Annotated in this window: 22 protein-coding genes; 13 read left to right on the forward strand and 9 right to left on the reverse strand. The window is 74.1% G+C overall.

The window, feature by feature from the left end; genetic code table 11:
- Positions 1 to 93: 93 nt before the first annotated feature.
- Positions 94 to 1284, forward strand: a complete 1191-nt coding sequence (locus SM418_RS03655; protein ID WP_371939068.1) for a VWA domain-containing protein — start codon at positions 94 to 96, stop codon at positions 1282 to 1284.
- On the opposite strand, the gene SM418_RS03660 is transcribed toward SM418_RS03655, so the two are convergent.
- Positions 1273 to 2934, reverse strand: a complete 1662-nt coding sequence (locus SM418_RS03660) for a serine/threonine-protein kinase (RefSeq protein ID WP_371939069.1) — start codon at positions 2932 to 2934, stop codon at positions 1273 to 1275. The genes SM418_RS03655 and SM418_RS03660 overlap by 12 nt on opposite strands.
- A gap of 101 nt (positions 2935 to 3035) precedes the next feature.
- Between SM418_RS03660 and SM418_RS03665 the strand changes: the two genes are divergently transcribed.
- Genes SM418_RS03665 through SM418_RS03675 form a run of 3 tightly spaced genes read left to right on the forward strand, consistent with a single transcriptional unit; the run spans position 3036 to position 5538 of the window.
- Positions 3036 to 4100 (forward strand): DUF6777 domain-containing protein, encoded by a 1065-nt coding sequence (locus SM418_RS03665; RefSeq protein ID WP_371939070.1) that lies wholly within the window; start codon positions 3036 to 3038, stop codon positions 4098 to 4100.
- Between the two features lie 26 nt (positions 4101 to 4126).
- Positions 4127 to 4528, forward strand: a complete 402-nt coding sequence (locus SM418_RS03670) for an ArsR/SmtB family transcription factor (RefSeq protein ID WP_371939071.1) — start codon at positions 4127 to 4129, stop codon at positions 4526 to 4528.
- Positions 4525 to 5538, forward strand: coding sequence for a cation diffusion facilitator family transporter (locus tag SM418_RS03675; RefSeq protein WP_371939072.1), 1014 nt, complete (start codon positions 4525 to 4527; stop codon positions 5536 to 5538). Before SM418_RS03670 ends, SM418_RS03675 begins: the two co-directional genes overlap by 4 nt.
- Positions 5539 to 5576: 38 nt before the next feature.
- Here the strand turns inward: SM418_RS03675 and SM418_RS03680 are convergent, their stop codons facing one another.
- Entirely contained in the window at positions 5577 to 6497 is a 921-nt protein-coding gene (locus tag SM418_RS03680; RefSeq protein WP_371939073.1) for an alpha/beta hydrolase, read from the reverse strand.
- 159 nt (positions 6498 to 6656) lie between these two features.
- On the opposite strand from SM418_RS03680, the gene SM418_RS03685 reads away from it, so the two are divergent.
- Positions 6657 to 7658 (forward strand): diacylglycerol/lipid kinase family protein, encoded by a 1002-nt coding sequence (locus tag SM418_RS03685; RefSeq protein WP_371939074.1) that lies wholly within the window; start codon positions 6657 to 6659, stop codon positions 7656 to 7658.
- Between the two features lie 4 nt (positions 7659 to 7662).
- Here the strand turns inward: SM418_RS03685 and SM418_RS03690 are convergent, their stop codons facing one another.
- Both SM418_RS03690 and SM418_RS03695 read right to left on the reverse strand, forming a co-directional pair.
- A complete protein-coding gene (locus tag SM418_RS03690) occupies positions 7663 to 8241 on the reverse strand; it encodes a PadR family transcriptional regulator (RefSeq protein WP_371939075.1) in 579 nt (192 codons plus the stop codon).
- 60 nt (positions 8242 to 8301) lie between these two features.
- The gene (locus SM418_RS03695) at positions 8302 to 9162 is read right to left on the reverse strand and encodes an aldo/keto reductase (protein WP_371939076.1); all 861 of its coding nucleotides are present in this window, start codon (positions 9160 to 9162) and stop codon (positions 8302 to 8304) included.
- Between the two features lie 83 nt (positions 9163 to 9245).
- Here SM418_RS03695 and SM418_RS03700 point away from each other — a divergent pair, with 83 nt between their 5' ends.
- The gene (locus SM418_RS03700; RefSeq protein ID WP_371939077.1) at positions 9246 to 9911 is read left to right on the forward strand and encodes a helix-turn-helix transcriptional regulator; all 666 of its coding nucleotides are present in this window, start codon (positions 9246 to 9248) and stop codon (positions 9909 to 9911) included.
- A 42-nt stretch (positions 9912 to 9953) separates the two neighbouring features.
- Here the strand turns inward: SM418_RS03700 and SM418_RS03705 are convergent, their stop codons facing one another.
- Genes SM418_RS03705 through SM418_RS03720 form a run of 4 tightly spaced genes read right to left on the reverse strand, consistent with a single transcriptional unit; the run spans position 9954 to position 13448 of the window.
- Positions 9954 to 10346 (reverse strand): hypothetical protein, encoded by a 393-nt coding sequence (locus tag SM418_RS03705; protein ID WP_371939078.1) that lies wholly within the window; start codon positions 10344 to 10346, stop codon positions 9954 to 9956.
- Positions 10346 to 12661, reverse strand: a complete 2316-nt coding sequence (locus SM418_RS03710) for a DUF4132 domain-containing protein (protein WP_371939079.1) — start codon at positions 12659 to 12661, stop codon at positions 10346 to 10348. The genes SM418_RS03705 and SM418_RS03710 overlap by 1 nt, the downstream gene beginning before the upstream one ends.
- The gene (locus SM418_RS03715) at positions 12661 to 13176 is read right to left on the reverse strand and encodes a DUF7737 domain-containing protein (RefSeq protein ID WP_371939080.1); all 516 of its coding nucleotides are present in this window, start codon (positions 13174 to 13176) and stop codon (positions 12661 to 12663) included. The genes SM418_RS03710 and SM418_RS03715 overlap by 1 nt, the downstream gene beginning before the upstream one ends.
- Positions 13155 to 13448 (reverse strand): hypothetical protein, encoded by a 294-nt coding sequence (locus SM418_RS03720; protein ID WP_371939081.1) that lies wholly within the window; start codon positions 13446 to 13448, stop codon positions 13155 to 13157. The genes SM418_RS03715 and SM418_RS03720 overlap by 22 nt, the downstream gene beginning before the upstream one ends.
- 163 nt (positions 13449 to 13611) lie before the next feature.
- Between SM418_RS03720 and SM418_RS03725 the strand changes: the two genes are divergently transcribed.
- The 7 genes from SM418_RS03725 (at position 13612) to SM418_RS03755 (ending at position 19476) form a co-directional block, all read left to right on the forward strand.
- Entirely contained in the window at positions 13612 to 15063 is a 1452-nt protein-coding gene (locus SM418_RS03725; RefSeq protein ID WP_371939082.1) for a flavin-containing monooxygenase, read from the forward strand.
- A 26-nt stretch (positions 15064 to 15089) separates the two neighbouring features.
- On the forward strand, positions 15090 to 15857 hold the full coding sequence (locus tag SM418_RS03730) for an SDR family NAD(P)-dependent oxidoreductase (protein ID WP_371939083.1): 768 nt from the start codon (positions 15090 to 15092) through the stop codon (positions 15855 to 15857).
- A gap of 120 nt (positions 15858 to 15977) precedes the next feature.
- Positions 15978 to 16937, forward strand: coding sequence for a DMT family transporter (locus SM418_RS03735; protein ID WP_371939084.1), 960 nt, complete (start codon positions 15978 to 15980; stop codon positions 16935 to 16937).
- The gene (locus SM418_RS03740) at positions 16934 to 17689 is read left to right on the forward strand and encodes a S1 family peptidase (RefSeq protein WP_371939085.1); all 756 of its coding nucleotides are present in this window, start codon (positions 16934 to 16936) and stop codon (positions 17687 to 17689) included. Before SM418_RS03735 ends, SM418_RS03740 begins: the two co-directional genes overlap by 4 nt.
- Before the next feature lie 43 nt (positions 17690 to 17732).
- Complete coding sequence (locus tag SM418_RS03745) at positions 17733 to 18641, forward strand: NAD-dependent epimerase/dehydratase family protein (RefSeq protein ID WP_371939086.1); 909 nt, start codon at positions 17733 to 17735, stop codon at positions 18639 to 18641.
- Positions 18642 to 18651: 10 nt separating this feature from the next.
- A complete protein-coding gene (locus SM418_RS03750) occupies positions 18652 to 18972 on the forward strand; it encodes a GroES family chaperonin (RefSeq protein ID WP_371939087.1) in 321 nt (106 codons plus the stop codon).
- Between the two features lie 138 nt (positions 18973 to 19110).
- Entirely contained in the window at positions 19111 to 19476 is a 366-nt protein-coding gene (locus tag SM418_RS03755; protein WP_371939088.1) for a PH domain-containing protein, read from the forward strand.
- A 24-nt stretch (positions 19477 to 19500) separates the two neighbouring features.
- Here the strand turns inward: SM418_RS03755 and SM418_RS03760 are convergent, their stop codons facing one another.
- Positions 19501 to 22545: an AAA family ATPase gene (locus SM418_RS03760; RefSeq protein ID WP_371939089.1), complete on the reverse strand. Its 3045-nt coding sequence runs from the start codon at positions 22543 to 22545 to the stop codon at positions 19501 to 19503.
- Positions 22546 to 22595 lie beyond the last annotated feature (50 nt).

Raw genomic sequence — 22595 nt, forward strand, 5'->3', positions numbered from 1 at the left:
GACCACGGCTCCCGCGACGCCTTCGTCTTGTGAACGCCTTTGTCTTGTAACGCCTTTGTCTTGTAAACGCCTTCGTCTTGGACGGGAGTCGGCATGAGCGCTGAGAACGCGGATCGGTTGCGGCGGTGGCGGCTCGTGCTCGGCGGTGAGCGGGCCGACGGCACCGGGGTGTCGCTGGCCGGCGACGACGCCCGCATGGACGGGGCGCTGGAGAAGCTCTACGGCGCCGGCGGCGACGAGGGGCGGCCGCGGCCGGGGCGGCGCAGTGCCGGGCTCGGGGACTCGGCGCCCTCGGTGGCGCGGTGGCTCGGCGACATCCGCGAGTACTTCCCGTCCAGCGTCGTGCAGGTGATGCAGAAGGACGCCATCGAGCGGCTCGACCTCACCCGGCTGCTGCTCGAGCCGGAGATGCTGGACGCCGTCGAGCCCGACGTGCACCTCGTGGGGACGCTGCTCTCGCTGAACAAGGTCATGCCGGACCGGGCCCGGGAGTCGGCGCGGGCGGTGGTGCGCAAGGTCGTCGGCGATCTGGAGCGGCGGCTCGCGCAGAAGACGCGGTCGGCGGTCGGCGGGGCGCTGGACCGGTCGGCGCGGGTGCTGCGGCCGCGGCGGCTCGCCGACGTCGACTGGGAGCGGACGATCCGCGCGAACCTGCGGCACTACCTGCCGGAGCACGGCACGCTCGTGCCGGAGCGGCTGATCGGGTACGGGCGGCGGCAGCAGGCCGTCAAGCGGGACGTCGTCCTCGCCATCGACCAGAGCGGGTCGATGGCGGCGTCGGTGGTGTACGCGAGCGTGTTCGGGGCGGTGCTCGCCTCGATGCGGTCGCTGCGGACGTCGCTGATCGTGTTCGACACCGCCGTGGTCGACCTGACCGATCAGCTGCACGACCCGGTGGAGGTGCTGTTCGGCACGCAGCTCGGCGGCGGCACCGACATCAACCGGGCGATCGCCTACTGCCAGGGCCTCGTGACCCGGCCGAACGACACGATCGTGGTGCTGATCAGCGACCTGTACGAGGGCGGGATCCGGGAGGAGATGCTGCGCCGGGTCGGGACGCTGACGGCGGCGGGCGTGCAGGTCGTGGTGCTGCTCGCCCTCTCGGACGAGGGCGCGCCCGCCTACGACCACGAGAACGCGGCGGCGCTCGCGGGGATGGGCGTCCCCGCGTTCGCGTGCACGCCGGACGCGTTCCCCGAGCTGATGGCCGCGGCGATCGAGCGCCGCGACCTCAGGGAGTGGTCCGAGCGGCGGCGACCGGCGGGGCCCGCGTCAGCGGGGTGACCGGGTCAGGGCCCCGGCCAGGAGGAGCACGACGACGGCGGTCAGGACGGCATGCCCGGCGAGCGCGGACGCCTGGATCTGCACGAGGGCGCCCCAGGCGCCCCACATCGCGACGCGGACGACGCGCGCGGCCATCACCGTCCACGCGGCGGCCCGTGAGCCGCGCCACGCGAGGATCACCGCGACCAGGGTGACGACGGCGACGACGGCGAACGAGGACGCCACCACGGGCAGCAGGCCGCCGCGATGCCCCTCCGACAGCGCCGGGCGGGCGATCAGGATCGCGAGCGCGGCGACGTCCATGGCGGCGAGCAGCCCGGCGAGCAGCAGCCCGGTGATCAGGGCGGGTCCGCGGCGCAACCGCCGCACGGCGGCCGGGCCCCACGTCCCCGCCGGTGTTCCCCCGTCGGAACCGTGCGGCCCGCCGGCCGGCTGCGGGACGGGGCCGGGACCGGCGCCCCAGCCCGGCCCGAGCGTCGTGCGCGCGTGCGGAACCCCGGCAGGCGCGCCCTGGCCCCGGGGAAGGGCCGGCGACATGCCCGGGCCCGCGGACGTGGCGGGGTCTGCCGGCGGGCCGGGCTTGCGCGGCGTGCCGAGGTCGGTCGCCGGGCCGGGGCCGAACGCCGCGCCGGAGTAGGGCGCCGTGCCCGCGTTGAGGGCCGCACCGGAATCGAGCGCCCGGTTGCGTGCCGTGCCGGAGTCGAACGCCGCGCCCGCGTCGAACGCCGTGCCGGAGTTGGCCGGCGTGCCTGGACCGGGCACCGTACCGGGGCCCGGCGCTCCGCCGGGACGGGGCGGCGGGCTGGAGAGGCGTTTCGTCGGGGTCTGCGCGTTGCGGTGGCCCAGGAGCCACAGGAGGACGTCTTCGGAGGTGGGACGGTCGTCCGGGTCCTTGGCGAGGCAGGCGGCGGCGACCTCGGCGAGCTGGTCCGGCAGGACCCGCAGGTCGGGGGTCTCGTGCATGATCTTGTACATGACGGCGGGCAGCGGGCCGCCGGCGAACGGGTCGCGGCCGGTGGCGGCGAACAGCAGGGTGCCCGCCCACGCGAACAGGTCGGCGGCGGGGCCGGCCCGGCCGGCGAACTGCTCGGGCGCCATGTAGGCGGGGGTGCCGACGACCTGGCTGGTCAGGGTCGCGCCGGCGTCGAACGCGCGGGCGATGCCGAAGTCGATCACGCGCGGGCCGTCCGGGCCCATCAGGACGTTCTGCGGCTTGAAGTCGCGGTGCGCGACGTTCGCGCGGTGGATCGCCGACAGCGCCGTCACCGAGCTGATCGCGAGCCGGTCGAGGTCGGCGCCGGTGCGCGGCCCGTCGTCCAGGACGAGGGCGCGCAGCGACGGCCCGGGCACGTATTCGCTGACGATGTAGGGGCGGTCGCCCGCCGTGTCGGCGGCGAGCATCTGCGCGGTGCAGAACCCGGCGACCCGCTGGAGGAGGGCCAGCTCGCGGACGAACCGCTCCCGCGCGTTCGCGTCGCCGAGCAGCTGGGCGTGCAGCAGCTTGACGGCGACGCGCGGCGGCCCGGAGGCGGGGTCGACGGGCCGGCCGAGATAGACCACGCCCTGACCGCCGACGCCGAGCCGGCCGAGCAGCTCCCAGCCGCCGAGCCGGGTCGGATCGGCGGTGTCGAGCGGAACCGGGCCGGCCATTTCGTACCCCCGCGAAAACTCGAGCATTCCACCGCGCACAAATCCGCTTCGCCCGGCATCAAAGAGTATAGGTTCGGTGAGCCCGGAGCGGGAGTAGACGCATGCTTGAGATCCATTCGCCAATTGCCCGGAACCGGGCGGCCGCGGGGGCGGTCGCGGTCCTGGCGCTGACGGCGGGCGCGCTGGCCGGCTGCGGGGACGCCGGCGCGACCATCACCCGGCTGACCGTGGGGTCGCCGGGCCCCGACCCGTACACGCTGGTGGCGGGCACCGACAAGATGGACGTCAAGGAGCGGCCGCGGGCGGGCGGGACGAAGGACGGCGACTCCCCCGGACTGTACGGCGGGACGCGCCGGGCGTCGACCTGCGACCAGCAGAAGCTCATCGCGTTCCTGCAGGCCAACCCGGCCAAGGCGCGGGCGTGGGCGGCCGTCCAGGGCATCCCGGTGAGCGACGTCCCGCGCTATGTGTCGCGGCTGACGCCGGTGCTGCTGCGCACCGACACGCTGGTGACCAACCACGGCTACCACGACGGGAGGGCGACGAGCGCGCCCGCCGTCCTGCAGGCCGGAATGGGCGTTCTCGTCAATGGTTACGGTGTGCCCGTGGTGAAGTGCAATTGTGGTAATCCGCTGACCCGGCCGGAGAAAAAGATCTCTACCGGGAACGCGACCTACACTGGCCGATCCTGGCCGGGATTCGAGAAGCGGAATGTGACCAGGATCCGGCCGCGAGATTCCCGGAAGGGGACGATCGTCACCTTCGTCCTCGTCGATCCGGGGGCGACGATGGGGTTCGAGCGGCCCCGCGCGACCGAGGGCGAGTCCGACGGGCCGCCGACCGCGCTGCCGCCCACGGAGACCGAGGTCCCCACGAGCGACTCGCCGGCGCCGTCCGACTCCGGCCTGGAGTCACCCGGGACCGAGTCGCCCGGCCTGGAGTCACCCGGTACGGGATCGCCCGGCCCGGAGTCGCCGGGCCCGGAAGTGCCCGGCACCGGCCAGGGGTCTCCGGGAGCGGAGTCCCCGGGGCCCGGAACCTCCCCCGGATCATCGGGAGTGACGACCGGCGACCCGGGTACGGGCACCGGCGGGATGGAACCGCCGGAAGGGCAGAGCCCGGTCTCGCTGCCCCCGTCGGAGGACCCGGCCCCGCAGGTCTCCTGACCCGGCGGTGCGATACATTTGCTCATATGAGCAGCCAGTCAGACGTCGTATCCGCCGGCGCGCCCGCCGAGGCGTGCGCCGTCCGGGTGGTCGATCCCGAGAAGGTCGCCCTCGTCTCCGCCGCGCTGCCGGGCGCGGAGACGATCGCTGACCTGGCGCAGGTGTTCGGGCTGCTGTCCGACCCCGGGCGGCTGCGGGTCATCACCGCGCTGCTCGAAGGGGGAGAGATGTGCGTGTGCGACATCGCGGCGTCCTGCGGGCACTCGGAGTCGGCGGTCTCGCACTCGCTGCGCCTGCTGCGCGCCAACCGCGTCGTCCGGTCCCGGCGGGACGGCCGGATGGCCTACTACCGGCTGGACGACTCGCACGTGCGGATGCTGCTCGATCTCGCCCTCACCCACGTCGGCCACGGGGAGGAAGGCACATGACCGGGGACGCCCCGGACCAGCACGGCCACGGGCATGGGCATGGGCATGGGCACGGGATCACGGCGGGGGCCGACCGGCGGCTGCTCGCCGGCGCGCTGGCGCTGATCCTCGCCTTCATGGCCGGGGAGGTCGTCATCGGCCTGGTCTCCGGGTCGCTGGCGCTGATCTCCGACGCCGCCCACATGATGACCGACGCGTTCGCGATCGCGCTGGCGCTGGTCGCCATGCGCATCGCCGCGCGCCCGCCGAAAGGCGGGTACACCTTCGGCCTGCGCCGCGCCGAGATCCTGTCCGCGCAGCTGAACGGGGTGACGCTGCTCCTGCTCGCGGCCTTCTTCGTCTACGAGGGCGTCCGGCGGCTGATCGAACCGCCGACCGTCGAGGGCCAGTTCGTGTTCTGGACGGCCCTCGCCGGCATCGCCGTCAACGTCGCGGCGACCTACCTGATCAGCCGGGCCGACCGGCGCAGCCTGAACGTCGAGGGCGCGTTCCAGCACATCCTGAACGACCTGTTCGCGTTCGTCGCGACGGCGGTCGCGGGCCTCGTCGTCTGGACCACCGGCCTGTCCCGCGCCGACGCGGTCGCCTCGCTGGTGGTGGCCGCGCTGATGCTCAAGGCGGGGTACGGGCTGCTGCGGGACGCGGGCCGGGTGCTCATGGAGGCGGCGCCGGCGGGCATCGACCCGTCCGAGCTCGGCGGCCGGCTGGCCCGGCGCCCCTGCGTGGAGGAGGTCCACGACCTGCACGTATGGGAGGTGAGCTCCGGCTACCCGGCGCTGTCGGCGCACGTTCTCGTCGACACGCAGGGCGACTGCCACGCCGTCCGCCGCGATCTCCAGGAGCTGCTGCGCGAGGCGTACGGGATCACGCACACGACGCTGGAGGTCGACCACGTCGACGAGCCGGCCGGCGGCGCGCACGTCCACTGCGAGGACGCGCACGGCCCCCGCCATGTGGCCGAGGCCGGCGAGCCCCACGACCACGCGGGCAACGCGCCCTGCGATCACTGAGGGCCGAGGTTCGGCCACCCCTCGCCCCTGGCCCCGGATCAGCTGATCTCGGCCAGCAGGACGGGCAGCGTCGCGCGCAGCTCGCGCCGCCAGTAGGGCCAGGTGTGGGTACCCGGATAGAAGTGCGTCGTCACCGGGATGCCGAGTTTCCCGAGCTTGCCGGCGAACTCCCGGGAGACGGTGCAGGCGAGGCTCTCCAGGACGTCCGTCCCGGGAACCGCGTCATGCGGGCCCTGCCTTCCGTCGCCGGCGCTGACGTGCAGCCGGACCCCGGCGAGCCGGCCGGCCAGGTCGTAGGGGTTGTGCTGGCGCCACACGACGCGCTGCTCCTCGGGGTCGCCCCACACGTCCGTCCAGTCGAGTGACGGGGCGCCGATCGCGACGCCCAGTTCGACGAGGTCGGGGACGTCGAGCCCGGACGGGTCGCGGTACAGGGTGTGCACCGGCCCGCTGAACGAGGCCGCCGCGCGGAAGAGGCCGCGGTGCCTGGCCGCGTACGCCAGCGCGCCGAGGCCGCCCATCGCGTTGCCGGCGATGGCGCGGTCCGGTCCGGCGCGGTATCCGCGTTCCAGGATCTGCCGGAGTTCGGCGAGATGGAACGTCTCCCACTTCGGCGCTCCGCCGCCGCCGCGATTCCACCAGTCGGTGTAATTGCCGCACGGGCCGCCGTCCGGCATGACGACGATCACACCGGCGTCCTCGGTCAGCTCCTCGATGTCGGTGTGGTCGCTCCAGGCGGTGTGCCGGTCCCCGTCCCGGCAGGCCCCGGCGCCGTGCAGGAGCCAGAGCACCGGCCAGGTACGGGCGGACTCCCGTGACCACCCGGAGGGCAGTAGGAGGCGGACATGCGCGACCTCCTCCAGGACGGGGGAACGGACGGCGAGGTCGAGCACCCGGCGGCGGGGCCGGCACTCGCCGACCACGGCCGCGCCGCTCCCCGCCACGTCGCGCAGCCGCATGATTTTCGCCCCGGGTCGTTCAGAAGTGCGTCACCTGTCAGGATCCCCGCTCGGCGCCAGGTTTCAACGCCGGGTATTCGGTTTATAAAATGTCGGGCCGGGAGTTCCGGTCCCTGCGCCTCGCGAGGCGCCGTGGACGAGGGAGGGCGACCGGTCGAGATGCGGAGCGTCGAGATGCGGACCAAGGCGGAGCTTGAGTCGGCCATCGCGGACGGCGGGCGCGCGGTGCTGGTGATCAACTCCCGGTCGCGGCGGGGCCGCCGGCTCTACGGCACGGCCCGCCGGCTGCTGCGCGAGTCCGGCCTGCAGTTCCTGCACGTGTTCCCGGTGACCGACCCCACCCGGCTGCGCGAGCTGTTCGCCGACGTCCTCGCCCTGGAGCCCGACCTCGTGGTCGTCGGCGGCGGGGACGGCACGGTCGCCGAGGCGGTCGGGCATCTGGCGCACCGCGACATCGCGCTCGGCGTGCTGCCGCTCGGCACCACCAACAACTTCGCCCGCAGCCTGGAGCTTCCGCTCGACCTGCCCGGCGCGATCCGCACCGTGGCGGTCGGCGCGCCCGGCTCCGGGAAGGTCGCGGACGTGGACGTCGGCTGGTTCGAGTCGACCGGCGACCCGCAGGGCGACGGGCCCGGCGGCGACCGCGAGCACATCTTCGCGAACATGGTCAGCCTCGGGCTGTCGGTCCATGTCGCCGGGAAGGTCCCGCACGCGCTCAAGCGGTTCGTGGGACGTCCCGCGTACGCGCTGACGGCGGCGGGGCTGCTGCCCCGGCACAAGCCGTTCACGGCCCGCGTCACGATCGACGGCGAGACGCACGAGCTGGTGACGCACCAGCTGAACATCGCCAACGGCGCGCACCACAGCGGGCAGCGCATCGCCCGCGACGCCAGCCCCGACGACCGGCTGCTCGCCGTCTACCGGCTCGGCGACGAGCGCCGGCTGCGGCTGGCCTCGGCGACGGCGCGGCACGTCCTCACCGGCCAGTGGCGGTCGCTGGAGGAGGACGCCTTCCTCACCACCGCCCAGGTCGAGATCGAGACCGACCCGCCGATGCGGGTCGACGTGGACGGCGAGATCCGCGGCCGCACCCCGGTGTCGATCAGGCTGCACGGCAACGCGCTGCGGGTGATCGTCCCGCAGACGTTCGTCGACACCTGACGGGTCACCCCGGCGTCCCGTCCGGTGGCGGCGCCTCGCCCGCCATGACGTAGGCGCCGGCCTCCAGCCGCCCGATCAGCCCGCGCGTCCACGTCGTGGCCGACTCTGCGGAGTGCACCCAGTAGCCGAGCAGCTCGCGCAGGTGGTCGGACGGGTCCTGCTCGTCGAGGTGGGGGCTGACGGAGGCGCGCCATCCCGCCAGCCCGTCCAGCCGTTCGCGCAGCAGCGTGATCGCCTCGGCGCGCGGCAGCTCGGTGAGGAACCCGAGCCCCGCCGTGAGCATCTCCGGGTGCCGGATGTCGACGGTGGAGATGGCGAAGCGCAGCAGCCGCAGGAACTCCTCCCGGCCCGCCTCGGTGATCTCGTAGTCGGTGTGCGGCGGCCCGGCCTCGCTCTCCTCGACCTCGTGGGCGCGCAGCAGGCCCTCCTTGGCGAGCTGCTTCAGCGCGTGGTAGATCGAGCCCGGGTTCACGTGGGCCCACTCGTCCGAACCCCACGACATCAGCTCTCGGCGCACCTCGTAACCGTGCGCCCGCCCGAACCGCCGCACCCCGCCGAGCACCAGCAGCCGCGTCGTCGACATCGTCTCCCCCTGATCGTGAAAAACCTGTCCAGGGTAGACGGGTGCGGGCGGGGACGGCGCCTAGCCGCGCAACACGGAGAGATCTTCGCCGGTGAGGGCCAGGCGGGCGGCGGCCGTGTTCTCCTCCAGATGGCCCGGGGAGCCGGTGCCGGGGATCGCCAGCATCACGGGTGAGAGGGCCAGCAGGCCCGCGAGGAGCACCTGCGGGACGGTGGCGCCGTGCCGCGCGGCGATCGCTTTGACGCGGGCGTCGTCGGGGATGCCGAAGCCGCCGAGCGGGAAGTACGGCGCGTAGGCGATGTGGTCGCGTTCGCAGGTCTCCAGGAGTCCGGCGTCCCGGGGCAGGGTGACGTCGAACCGGTTCTGGACGGCGACCACCGGCGCGATCTTCCGCGCCTCGGCGAGCTGCGCCGCGCTGACGTGGCTCAGCCCGAGATGCCGGATGAGGCCCTCGTCGCGGAGGGCGGCGAGGACCTCGAACCGCTCCCCGATCGTCTCGCCGCCCGGCGCCTCCAGCCCGCCTGGGCGCAGGTAGACGAGATCGAGACGGTCGCGTCCGAGCTCGCGCAGGTTCCTTTCCACCTCGGCGCGCAGCCCGGACGCGGGGAGCTGCCCGGACGGGAACGGGTCGTCCGGCCCCCGGTACGGCCCGACCTTCGTGGCGATGACCAGGCCGGGCGGGTAGGGGCTCAGCGCCGCGCGGATCATCTCGTTCGCGGCCGGCCCGTCCTGGTGGTAGTAGAACGCGGCGGTGTCGATGTGGTCCACGCCCAGCTCGACGGCCCTGCGCAGGATCTTCAGCCCGGTGCCGCGGTCGCCCGCCGGGCCGCCCCGGCGGCTGCCGGGCAGCCGCATCGCGCCGAAGCCCATCCTGGTCACGCGCAGGTCGCCGCCGAGATCGAAGGTGTCGTGTGTCGTCATGGCGTCCACAGTGCTGCGCCGCCCGGCCCGGCACGAACCGCTGGCATCTTGCTGCCATCTTTCTCGTGGCAGACTCGCTACCGATGAGCGTGGATCTGGACCGGAACGTCGTGCTGCGCGGTGAGGCGGAGCTGGTCGAGCGCGCCGGGCGGCTGTTCTTCGCGTGCGAGGAGTTCGCCTGCGCCGCGGCCGACATGAACACGTGGGCGCTGCCCGGGCTCCGGGAGCGGATCGTCGCCGAGCGGCGCCGCGTCCGGCCCGCACCGTCCGTCCGCAAGCTGTACACCCCGGCGGCGCTCGCCGACGAGGAGTCCGAGCGGCGGCTCGTGGAGATCGCCGCGGCCGGGGCGCGGGTGCGGATCTGCCCCGCGCCGCTCCCGCACGAGACGATCATCGTGGACCGGCGGGTCGCGATCCTGGCGGGCCCGGCGGAGGGCGGCGTGCGCGAGTACACCGTCGTCCGGTCGCCGGGCGTGGTGCGGGGCCTCGTCTCGCTGTACCGCGCGACCTGGGACACGGCGGTCGAGCTGGCCGACCACCGCCGCGGCCGGCCGCCCGCGCTGAGCGAGGAGAGCCGGCGCATCCTGCGGCTGCTCGGCGGTGGGCTGAAGGACGAGGCGGCGGCGCGGCGGCTCGGCATGTCGCTGCGCACCTACCGGCGCCGCGTCGCGGAGATCCTCACGCTGCTGGAGGCCGACACCCGGTTCCAGGCGGGCATCCGGGCCCGCGAGCACGGCCTGATCGGGTAGCCGCCCCGCCAGCCGCGTCGCCCACCTCTCAGGGCGGTACGGCTAGCCGCCGACGAGCGGGACGAGCTTGATGAACACCAGGTCGGGGCAGGCGGCGAGGTCGATCTCCTCGTCGAGGTCCTCGACCTGGCGGTCACCGGCCAGCACGAAGAACCCGTTGCCGAGGAACGCGCGCTCGGCGATCTCGGCCTGCCGCTCCCAGTCCAGCCGGCGCGGCTCGCGCAGCCGGTAGCAGTTCAGCTCCGCCTCGGCGCCGTCCGGGCGGACCAGGCCGTTGAACCGTTCGGCCGGCCGCGCGTTGTGCCGGGCGACCTCCTCCCGGACCCGGAGCCGGACCAGCTCCCGGACGGTCATCCGCTCCGGCAGCACGGCGATCTGGACCTCGGCGACGGGCCTGCCGGTCGCGGTCTCGTCCCGGAAGGTCACGGCGGGCATCAGGCACCTCGCTTGATCTGGGTGAGGATCGACTCGTCGGTGATCCTGTGATCGGCGGCCAGCAGGAACGCCTTGCTGAGGATGAGGGCGAGCCGCTCGTCCTCGAACGGCAGGAACACCTTGGCGCCGAGGGCGCGGCGTTCGGGGACGATGCACAGGTACGCGTCGTCCGGCTCCATCGCGATGTTGGCCGACCCCAGATGGATCTTGTAGGTGCGCAGCTCCCCCCGGACCACGAGGTGGCGCCCGTCGAGCGAGCAGCAGTCGGCGATCTTCGTGCGGGGCAGGATCCGCTCCAGGGCGTCCCTGCGGGTCCGCGAGGACTCGGTCAGATCGGCGGACCACTCGCGGACCCAGTAGTCGCGGCCCTCGCCGTCCTCCCACATCGGGTCGGCGGCGATGGAGGTGACGCCGACGAAGAGGTCGACGTCGCGCATCGCCTCGCTGAACACCAGCGGCGGGACGCCGGCGAGCGGCGCGGTCCGCCAGGCGCCGTCGACGCGGCGGTCGAAGCAGACCCGGTTCGTGCCGGCGATCTCCTGGCCGTCCGCCCAGTCGGCCAGGACGTGCGAGAACCGGACCCGCCACTCCCCCGCCGCGAGGATCCGCTCGGCCTCGTCCTCGCCGCCGCCGTCCCACGGGCCGAGCAGGGCGCTCGTCCAGCCGCGCGCCCGGAAGAGCGCGAACATCCGCCGGTAGTGGACGAGGTGCGCGGCGAACCGGTTGGAGTACGTCCCGGTCTCCTCCTCGGCCGGGGTGAGCAGGTAGATCTCGCGGAACGCCTGCTTGAACGGCTGCCGGATCCGCCGGTCGATGAGCAGGTCGCGCCAGGCCCGCACCTCGTCCGGCTCCGACCGCATCGGGTGCCACAGCCTGACCGGCGCGTCGTCCGGAACGTCCGGGAGCTCGCCGGTCGCGGGCAGGACGGCCCGCCACTCGCCGGGGGCGACCCCGATCTCCCAGATGAGAGCGCGGACGGTCGGCCCCGCGATCGAGTGGTGGACGAGCGTGTCCCGCCAGCGGCCGAAGGGGTGGGGCGCGTCGACGGTGAAACCGCCCTCCAGGGCGCGCGCGAGCGTGACGATCTGCGCGCCGATGCGCTTGGCGAGGTCGCGGAGCTCCTTGAGTTCGTCCTTGTGGTCGCGGCGGACGGGCGCGGGGACGCCTTTCAGCGCCTTGCCGTCCTTCTCGAAGGACAGCTCGGTCTTGTCGGTGACGGCGACGACGGCCGTGTAACCGCCGACCTCCCTGCGCAGGACGCCGGGGTCGGGAATGCGGAGGGCGACCTCGGTGCGCTCGGCGAGCGCCGCGTCGGCCTTCTTGAGCATCCGGTCGAGCTGCTTGGTCGCGCCCGCGTGCCGGACGTTCCGGCGGACCGCCCGGATCGCGGTGACCAGCTCGGGCGTCGGGAAGTCCAGCGCGGCCCGGACGATCTCGTACAGCAGCGCCTGCGACGGCAGCGTCTTCGCCTCGGTGGGCGCGATCGCGATGCCGGGAAGGAGGCGGTCGAAGAAGGCGGGGAGCCACGGCTCGTCCTGGAGCAGCACGAGCCGCGCGGCGCGGCCGAGGGCCCCGACCTCGTCGGAGGTGAACGCCTTGTCCGCCCGGTACGGGATCTCCCCGTCCTGGATCGCGCGTGCGCGGACGGCCGCGGTCTCCAGGGCCCGCCGGGCGAACCGGGCGTAGGCGGGGACGGCGGCGACGCGCTCCCACGCGTCCGGGCGGGGCGGCGGGCACACATACGTGCGGTCACGGCGCAGCTCGGTCAGCAGCACCCGCTCCTCGGGGGCCAGCCGGAGGACGACGTCGAGCTCGGCCAGCGCGATCTCGCCGGCCGTGCGGCGGCGGAGACGCTTCGCGCTGACGCGCAGGACGTCCTCACCCGCGAGCCCGCCGATCGCGAGGAGCGCGAAGGAGCATTCGTCGCGATCGTGGGCGAGGAGGTACTCGACCAGGGTGCGGGCCTGGCGGGAAAGGTCCGGCCACTGATCCTGGCACCGGACCAGCGTCGCCGCGCCGAGTTCGAGGTCCGCCCATTTGCGCGCCCGCAGCCCGTCGACGAGCGCCGCGAACATCCGCTCGCACGCTTGCGGCGTGAAGCGCGGCTGGCGCTCCCTGATTTCGGTTTCCACCATGAACCGGACGGACGTCGATACGGGAACCTCCTTACGGCCCAGTCCGTAGGCGACCGGCAGGAGGTCGCCGAGCTGCAGGTCGGAGATCCGCCACAGCTCGGGATACCAGGTGCGGGACTCCTCCTCGTCCTCCGGCGCCGGGTCGGTCATGGCGCGCAGCAGCCGCGCGGCGAGATCCATCAGGCGCCTCCCCTGATCTGCCTGAGGGTCGACTCGTCGGTGATCTTGTGATCGGCGGCGAGCAGGAACGCCGTGCCGAGGATCCGGGTGAGCAGCTCGTCCTCGAACGGGAGGAAGAGCCCCCGCTGCCCCGGCCTGCGGGACGGCTCGACGCGCAGCCGGGCGTCGCCGGGCTCCAGCAGCACGCCCGCCGAACCCAGGTGGATCTTGTAGGTGCGCAGCTCGCCCCGGACGACGAGGAACCGCCCGTCGACCGAGCAGCGGCCGGCGATCCTGGTGCCGGACAGGACGCGGCGCAGCGCGTCCCCGCGGATCTCGGCGCTCGCGGACAGCTCGCCGAACGGCTCCTCGCCCGCGACCGAGGGGGCGCGGGGCGCCAGATCGACCTCCCGCGTCCCCTCGCTGAACACGAGCAGCGCGTGCGGGCCGGCGAACTCGCCGAGCGCGTTGACCGCGCCGCCCGCCAGCTTCGCCGACGGCTCGAACTCGCGGGTCACCCCGGCGGCCCGGCGCACGATGACGTCCAGAAGGGGATCACGCCGGGGTCGCCCGCGAGCGCCGCGGCCCACACCCGTCCGCGGGCGCCCTGCTCGGCGCGCAGCGAGGGGTCGGAGAACGGCCGGCCGCCGACGAGGACCGGCTCCTTCGTCGCGTACCAGCGCACCCTGCGCAGCACCTCGTCGCGCGCGGCGGGGTCGGCGAGGAGTTCCAGCGTGCGGTGGCGCCACATGCGCGGCGGCCGTGGCGCGTTGAGCGCGTCCAGATGCGCCCCCAGGTCGTCGGACATGAGGTGATCTTTCCAGAAGCCGCCGGCACTTCCCGGTGTTCCGGGCGATCGGCGGCCGAGCCGCCGCCGGCGGGCCCGAAAGGATTACCCGCGCCTCCCTGGCCAGTGACCTCATGGTCACCTAGGCTCGGGATACCGCGGTAGAACAAGGTTCGGGACGGCCATGACGCACAGCGTGGTGATCATCGGAAGCGGTTTCGGCGGGATCGGGATGGCCATCGGCCTCCGGAAGGCCGGCGTCCACGACGTGGTGATCCTGGAGCGGGCCGAGGGGCTCGGCGGCACCTGGCGGGACAACACCTATCCGGGGGCGGCGTGCGACGTCCCGTCCCCCCTGTACTCGTTCTCGTTCGAGCGCAAGACCGACTGGTCGCGCCGGTTCCCGCCGCAGGCCGAGATCCTCGACTACCTGTGGCACTGCGCCCGCAAGTACCGGGTGCTGGAGAAGGTGCGGTTCGGCACCGAGGTCACCGAGGCGCGGTTCGACGAGGACGCCGCCCTCTGGCGGATCTCCACGAGCGGCGGCGACCTCGAGGCGCGGGTGCTGGTCTCGGCGTGCGGGCAGCTGAACCGGCCCGTCCTGCCCGAGATCGAGGGACGCGACTCGTTCGCCGGGACGAGCTTCCACTCCGCCCGCTGGGACCACGGCGCCGACCTGCGCGGCAAGCGGGTCGCGGTGATCGGGACGGGCGCGAGCGCGGTCCAGTTCGTCCCGGAGATCGCGAAGGAGGCGGCGGAGGTGCGGCTGTTCCAGCGGTCCGCGCCCTACGTGATCGACAAGCCCGACCGGGTGTACCGGGCGTGGCAGCAGGCCGTCATGAAGAACGTGCCTGGGCTGTGGGAGCTGAACCGCGCCTACACGTACGCGGCGTACGAGGCGCGGGCGCTGGGGTTCATCAAGTACCCGAGGCTGATGGCGATGCTGGAGAAGCGGTTCAAGAACGCGCTGCACGACGGCGTCGACGACCCCGTCCTGCGGGACGCGCTCGTCCCCGGCTACCCGATGGGCTGCAAGCGGATCCTGATCTCCAACGACTACTATCCGGCGCTCGCCCGGCCGAACGTCGACCTCGTCACCGACCCGATCGAGCGGATCACCCCGTCCGGGGTGGCGACCGCGGGCCGCGCGTACGACGTGGACGTCATCGTGTACGGGACCGGGTTCCGGACCACCGAATTCCTCTCCCCCATGAAGATCGCCGGACGGGGCGGCCGGGAGCTGAACGAGGCGTGGCGCGACGGCGCGCAGGCGCACCTCGGCATCACCGTCAGCGGCTTCCCGAACCTGTTCCTGCTGTACGGCCCGTACACCAACCTCGGGCACAACTCGATCATCTACATGCTGGAGTCGCAGTCCCGCTACATCCTCGGCTGCGTGGAGGCGCTGCGCGGGGCGGGCCTCGCCTGGATCGACGTCCGGCCGGACGTGCAGGACGCGTTCACCCGCGAGATGCGCGAGCGGATGCGCACGACCGTGTGGGAGGCGGGCTGCCAGAGCTGGTACATGACCGCCGACGGCACGGTCGTCAACAACTGGCCGGGGTTCACGTTGGCCTACCGCCGCGCGACACGGCGCCCCGACCCGCGCCACTTCACCGCCCGGCGCGCCTTCTAGGCCGCGCGCGGCCTAGGCTCGGTACCATGCCGACCGCCTTCATCACCGGCGCGACCGCGGGCATCGGCGCCGCGTTCGCCCGCCGCCTCGCCTCCGACGGGTTCGACCTCGTCCTGCTGGCCCGCGACGCCGAGCGCCTCGAACGCACCGCCGCGGAGCTGCGCGAGAAGTACGCCGTCCGCGCCGAGGCCCTGCCCGCCGACCTGTCCGCCGAGGAGGGGCTGGGGGCGGCCGAGGAACGCGCCCGCCGGGACGTCGACCTGCTGGTCAACAACGCCGGGTTCGGCAACAGGGGCGTGTTCCTGGACGTCCCCGTGTCGGACGAGGTGACCATGCTGAGGGTGCACTGCGAGGCCGTCCTGCGGCTCACGCACGCCGCGGTGCCGGGGATGCTGGAGCGCGGCCGGGGCGCGGTGGTCAACGTTTCCTCGATGGCGGCGTTCGCGACGCGCGGCACCTATGGGGCGTCCAAGGCGTGGGTGGTGAGCTTCAGCCGGGGCATCGCGGCCGACCTGAGGCAGCGCTCGCGCGGCGGCGTCCGGGTGATGGCGCTGTGCCCCGGCTTCGTGCGCACCGAGTTCCACGAGCGCGCCCAGATGGACATGTCGGGCCTGCCGGAGTTCATGTGGCTCGACAAGGACGACGTCGTGGACGCCGCGCTGCGCGACCTGCGCCGCGGCGTGGAGGTCAGCATCCCGGGCGCGCAGTACAAGGCGCTCGCCGGCGCCGCGCGGCTCGTCCCGCGCGGGCTGGTGACGCGCCTGTCGTCGACCACCGGGCGGAGATACGACTGACCCTCCAGTAAGCGATCACTTGCACCAGCGGGTTCGACAGGGCAGTCTGGGAGGACAGGTCGATTCGATGGCGCGCCGAACGACATGCCCTGTCCCCCGTCCACCGAGAGGTTCCTCCCGATGGGTTCCGACCTGGGTTATGCCGCCCTCGCTCTGATCGCGACGACCGTCTACTACATCGCGTTCCTCGTCTTCCGGGTGTCCGCGCGCCGGATGGAGCCGCTGCGCGGCAGCCGCCCGTTCCGCGTCGCCCGGCTCATGCTCACCGACCCGGTGTGGCTCGGCGGCGGGCTGCTGCTGTTCCTCGGCCTCGGCTACGAGGTCGTCGCGTTCTCCGCGATGCCGCTCGCGGTCGCGCAGCCGATCTTCGCGGTGGCGCTGGTGCTCCTGGTCGCGTACGCGGCGCTGTTCCTGGACGAGCGGCTCAGCGTCCGGGAGTGGACGAGCGTCGCGCTGTTCGTCCTCGCGACGATGCTGATCGGGCTCTCCGCGACCGAGGACGGCGACCTGCACGCCGACGCCACGCTGGTCGGCACGCTCGCCCGGCCCTGGATGATGATCGCCGTCACCGCCCCCGCGATGATCGTCGCGGCGCTGGTGTGGCTGGTCGGCGACCGCCGCGCGAGCGGACGGCACGCCCGCAAGCTCGCCGGCGTCGCCTACGGGATCGGCGCCGGGGCGTGCGCCGGGCTGGCCGAGGCCGGCATCCGCGGCATCGCGATCGTGTACCAGGAGACGGGCAGCCTCCAGGCCGTGATGCAGTCGGCCTACCCGTACCTGACGATCGGCCTCGCCGCGGTCGCGCTCGGGCAGCTCCAGGTCGCGCTGCAGCGCTGCCGGGTCGCGATCGTCGCGGTGGTGCTCACCGTCATCGGCCGGACGTACCTGCTCCTCGCCAGCTCCGTCATGTTCGGCGAGGACTGGCCGCGCGACGCGGGACCGTTCCTGCTGCGGGCGGGCGGCTTCGTGCTGGCGCTGATCGCGCTCGTGCTGTTCCCCCGCTACGAGGAGAAGGCGCCGGCACCGGCCGTCCGGAACACCGTGCACCCCGCACTCGATACCCGTACATTGCCGAGGTGACCTCCCTGTCCCCCAGGTCCCTCCTGACGGCGGTGCTCGGCGCCGCCCTCGCGCTCCCGCTGACGGCCGTGCCCGCCTCCGCCGTCCTGGGCGGCGCGCCGGCGTCCACCGCGACGTATCCGTGGCTGGCCGCGGTCGGGTCGCCGGTCTTCTTCGTCCGGCCGTCCGGCCAGTTCTGCGGCGGCGCGCTGATCGAGCCGGACCGGGTCCTCACCGCGGCGCACTGCGTCACGCTGTTCCGCTCGGTGCCGGGCCTCCTCACGGCCACCTTCGGCCGGGACGACCTGACCGGCACGGGCGGCGAGACGGTCGCGGTGAAGTCCGTGCGGATCCACCCGGAGTACCGGGAGACGTCGTTCAAGGACGAGACGGTCGGCCACCACGATCTCGCCGTGCTCACGCTGGCCCGGCCCGTGAATCGCCGCACGGCCGCGCTCGGCACGCCCGGTCCGGCCCGGACGGGATGGATCGCCGGCTGGGGCTTCACGTCGGAGAACGACCTGTTCAACACGCGTCTGCGGGCGGCCCGCGCGCCCCTTCCCGGGAACGCGGCGTGCGAGCGCGCCTACGGTGACTCGTTCGACCCGTCCGACATGGTGTGCGCCGGGTCCGCCGCCGCGGACTCCTGCCAGTTCGACAGCGGCGGCCCGCTGATCGCGCGCGGCCGCGTCGTCGGGCTGGTCTCCTGGGGCTACGGCTGCGGCAGGCCCGGCTACCCCGGTGTCTACGCGAGGCTCGACTCCCTGCCGTGAACCGGCGTTGCCGGACGCCGCCCGCGGCTGGAGGCTGGATTCCATGCGGGTGCTGGTGACGGGGGCGGCGGGATACATCGGGTACGCGGTCGGGCGGCGGCTCGCCGCGGCCGGGCACGACGTCGACGGGCTGGTGCGGCGCGACGGCCGGCTGCCGGACGGCGTCCGCCCGGTCCGCGGCGACCTGCTCGCCCCGGACGGGCTGCCGCGCGGACCGTACGACGGGGTGTGCCACCTCGCCGCGCTCACCCGCGTCCGCGAGTCGTTCGACCGGCCGCTGCGGTACTTCACCGCGAACGTCCAGGGCACGGTGAACCTGCTGGAGGCCGTGGAGACGGAACGTCTGGTGTTCGGGTCCACCGCGGCCGTGTACGGAACGCCGGAGCGGCAGCCGATCCCGGAGAGCGAGGGGACGGCGCCGTCCAGCCCGTACGGGGCGTCGAAACTGGCCGCCGAGCAGGCCGTCCGCTACCACGCCCGCACGGGCGCGGCCGGCGCGGTCGTCCTGCGCACGTTCAACGTCGCCGGCTCGGTGGACGGGCGGGTCGACCCGGACGAGACCCGGCTGATCCCGAAGGCCCTCGCCGTGGCCGCCGGGCGCGCCGCGCACCTGGACGTCAACGGCGACGGGCTGGCCGTCCGCGAGTACCTGCACGTGGACGACCTCGCCGCCGCCTACGTCCTGGCGCTGGAGGCCGCCCGCCCCGGCGAGGACCGCGTCTACAACGTCGGCAGCGGCAGCGGCGCCGCCGTCCACGAGGTCGTCGCCGCCGTGGAGGAGGCGACCGGCCGCCCGGTGCCCGTCCGGCGCCGCCCGGCCCGGCCCGAGGCCCCGGTGCTGCTCTGCGACGCCGCCGCGATCCGCGCCGACCTCGGCTGGCGGCCCGAGCGCTCCGCCCTCCCGGAGATCATCGCCGGCTCGTGGTCCGCCCTGACTTGCGCGGACGGATAAACTCGCCCGCGTGCCCGAGCCCAAGTTCGAAGTCCAGATGCTCCACGACCGCGTCATGATCAAGGTCGAGAAGGACAGCGGCGAGCGCCGCAGCACCGGCGGGATCGTCATCCCCGCGACCGTGGAGGAGGGGAACCGCCTCGTGTGGGGCGAGGTCTGCGGGGTCGGCCACCACGTCCGCATCGTCAAGCCCGGCGACCGCGTGCTGTTCCACCCCGGCGACCAGTACGAGGTCGAGATCCAGGGCGAGAACTACCTGGTCATGCGCGAACGCGACCTGCACGCCATCGCCAGCGAACGCCCCGAGCACGGCACCGGCCTCTACCTCTGACGGTGACGACGGCCGGGCGGTCCCGGCCGGGGGACGCCGCGACGCTCTGGAGACTCGGCCCGGCGGCTGCGACACTTCCGTGCGGAACGGGACGGGCCGGGCGTCCGTCGAACCGGCGTACCCAACACGGGAGGACCCATGGGCGACGAGATCCAGCACGACAGGTCGAGCCAGCTCAAGCAGATCGAGAGCGGGCTGATCCCCGGCGAGCAGATCATCGCCGTCTACGACGCGGTCGGGACGGGCACCGGGTTCGTCGGCCTCACCGACCGGCGGGTGATCATCCAGGACAAGAGCTTCGCCGGCAAGAAGTACGCGATCACCAGCGTCCCCTACGCCAAGATCACCTCGGTGAGCGTGGTCAGCAACAAGTCGTGGGCCGGGTCCTACTTCTCCACCGGGTCCATCGCGATCAACGTCGGCACGCACACCTACGAGATCGAGTTCCGCGGCAGCGACAAGAGCCACCACGTCCACAACGTGATCCTGCAGTACATCTCGTGACGCCCGGCCGGCGAGCCGGCCCGGTCAGACGATGATCTCAGCGGTGGAGCCGGCCCGGTCCTTGGCGACGCGGAGCTGGGCGGGGATGCGGGCGCGCAGCTCCGCGACGTGGCTGACGATGCCGACCGCCCGGCCGCCGTCGCGCAGACCGTCGAGGACGTCCATGACCTCGTCGAGCGTCTCCTCGTCGAGGGTGCCGAAACCCTCGTCGACGAACAGCGTGCCGATCTCGGTGCCGCCGGCCTCGGCGGTGACGACGTCGGCGAGGCCGAGCGCCAGGGACAGCGACGTGATGAACGATTCGCCGCCCGAGAGCGTGACCGGGTCGCGCTCCTGGCCCGTCCAGGCGTCGGCGACGCGCAGGCCGAGGCCGCCGGCGCCCTTCGTGCGGTCGCCGGCCGACTTGGCGGTCGTATGGACGAGGGCGTAGCGGCCCCCGGACATGCGGGACAGTCGCTCGTTCGCGGCGGCGACGACCTGCATGAGGCGGGCCCCCAGAACGTACGCCGACAGCGACACGGCGTGCCGGTTCGCGGCGTGCTTGCCCGAGGTCAGACCGGCGAGCCGCTCGGCGACCTCGTGGCGCTCGGCCGCCGGAAGCCACGCGCGGACGGCCGCGAGGAGTTCCCCGCGCAACTCGGCGAGGCGGTCGCAGCGGTACCGGGCGCGGTCCGCGGCGCCGGCCGCCTCGGTGTGCGCCGCCTCCGCCGCCCGCAGCGCCGTCTCGAGGGCGGGCAGGTCGGGGGGTGGCGCGGCGGCGGCCTCGATGAGCGCCGGGTCCTTGAGCAGGCCGCGGACCTGGGCCTCCTCGTCGTCCAGGTGGCGGATCCTGTCGCGCAGGACGCCCTGGTCCTCGTCGGGCATCGCCGCTTCGAGGACCTCGTCGAGAGTCCCGAAACCCTGCTCCGCCGCCTCCTGCGCGGCCTTCGCGCGGGCGGCGGACAGCTCCTCCTCGGCGCGGCCGGACGCGCGGAGCGCCTCGGCGGCCTCGCCCAGCGCGCCCGCCTCCCCGGTCAGGCGGGCGATGCGCGCCTCCAGGGTCGGGTCGTCGCCGCGCGCCCGGTCCAGGTCGGAGGCCAGGCGGGCCCGCTCGGCGGCCAGCTCCTCCGCCCGGATGCGGCTCTCGGTGAGCCGGCGCGTCACCCTGTCGCGCTCGTCCCGGGCCCGGTCGAGTTCCTGCTCGTGCCGGCGGAGGGCGGCCTCCAGCCGTTCGGCCTCCGCCGCCCGCGCCGCGGCGGCCTTGAACGCCTCCTCGGCCTCGGCGAGTTCCGCCGCGAGGGCGGCGGCGGGCACGTCGCCGGCCGTCTCCAGGAGCTGGTCGCGCTCGGACCGCCGCGACTCCACCTCGCCGGTCTGCCTCTCGCGCCGTTCCTGTGCCCGTTCGTAGGCGGCCTGGGCGCGTTCGATCTCGTCCTCGGACGGGACGGCGGCGAGCGAGGCGACGGGCGCGGGATGCTCCGTGGAACCGCAGACCCGGCAGGGCTCGCCGTCCTCCAGTTCCCCGGCGAGGACGGCGGCCATCCCGTCCAGGCGGGCCTGCCGGAGTTCCTGGGCGCGGTCGCGGGCCTCCTGCGCGGTGTCGACCGCGTCGCGCTGCGCCTGCTCGGCACGGGCGAGCAGGTCTTCGACCTGGTCGCGGCGGTGCGCGGCGGCCAGCCTGCGCCGGACGTCCTCGACGGCGGCCTCGGCTCCCCGGCGTCCCGCGGCCGCGGCCTTGGCCTCGTCCAGTTCGGTGCGGTGGGCGGCCACGATCCCGGGGAGTTCGTCCAGTGCCGCGGCGGTCCGCGCGTCGTGCGGCTCCAGGCGGCGCAGCTCGCCGGCCAGCTCCTCCCGCTGCCGCTCGACGTCGCGGAGCCGCGCGGCCGTGCCGCGCATACCCTCCAGCGCCGCGGCCTCGTCGCGGCGGTCGCGCTCGGCCTTGGCGAGGACGTCCTCGGACGCCTTCGGCGGCAGCAGCGCGGTGACCCTCGCGCGGGTCTCCTCGGCCCAGCGGCGCGCCTGCACCGCCCGGCCGTGCCGTTCGCGCACGTCCTTCACCAGGGGCACGACCCGGTCGGCGCGGGCCGCGGCGTCGAGCCGCGACGCCGTCCGGGACTTCTCCTCCGCCCGTCCGGCCAGGACGTCGCGGCGGGCGACGGCCTCCGCGTGGCTCCGCTGCCGGGCGGCGAGCGCCTTCGCGTCGTCGAGGGCCGCGCGGGCCGCGCGCAGCGCCGCCGTGACGCCCGCGCCCAGTTCCTCGACGGCGGCGCGGACGTCCTGCTGCCCGGCCGCCAGCTCGGTCGCCCACGCGGGCAGCGCCGCGACCTCGGCGAACGGCTCCGCCGCCGGCTCGCCGCGGCGCGGCTGCGGGACGGCCAACCCCTCCCCGGCGCGCGGCGGCATGGACGAACGGGGCGGCGCAGCGCCCGTCGTCTCGGCGATCCGCTCGGCGACCGAGGCCGCGGCGGCGCCGAGCTCGGCGGCCTCCCGGCCGGTCGCGGCGCGCCGGTCGGCCAGCCACTTCTCGACCTGCGTGAACACCTCGGTCGCGAACAGCCGCTCCAGGACCTTGCGGCGCTCGTCCGCGCCGGCGCGCAGGAACCCGGCGAACTCCCCCTGCGGCAGCAGCGCCACCTGGCAGAACTGCACGGCGTTCATCCCGAGCATGCGGGACACGAGGTCGCCCGCCTCGTCCAGCCGCGTGGTGAGGCCGGTCCACCCGCCGTGCTCGAACTCCTCCAGGACGACCTTGGCGTGCTCGGTCGTCGTCCCGGACCCGCGCAGCTTCGGCCGCTCCCACGCGGGCGACCGGGTGATCCGCAGCCGGCGGCCCCGGATCGTCGTCTCCAGCACGACGCGCGGCCCGGCGCCGGGCGGCGCGTGGTCGCTCCTCAGGCCCTTCACGTTGTTGCGGACGCCCGGCACCTGCCCGTACAGGGCGAAGCACACCGCGTCCAGGATGGAGGTCTTGCCCGCGCCCGTCCGGCCGTGGATGAGGAACAGCCCGGCGTCGGACAGGGCATCGAAGTCGATGACCTCCGACCCGGAGAAGGGCCCGAACGCCGCGACCTCAAGCCGATGCAGCCTCACGTGCCCCCCGCTCCCCCGCCGCCCCGCGGATCATGCCCTCGCCCGGACAC

It is taken from the genome of Actinomadura chokoriensis (assembly GCF_041463665.1).
Taxonomy (GTDB): domain Bacteria; phylum Actinomycetota; class Actinomycetes; order Streptosporangiales; family Streptosporangiaceae; genus Spirillospora; species Spirillospora chokoriensis_A.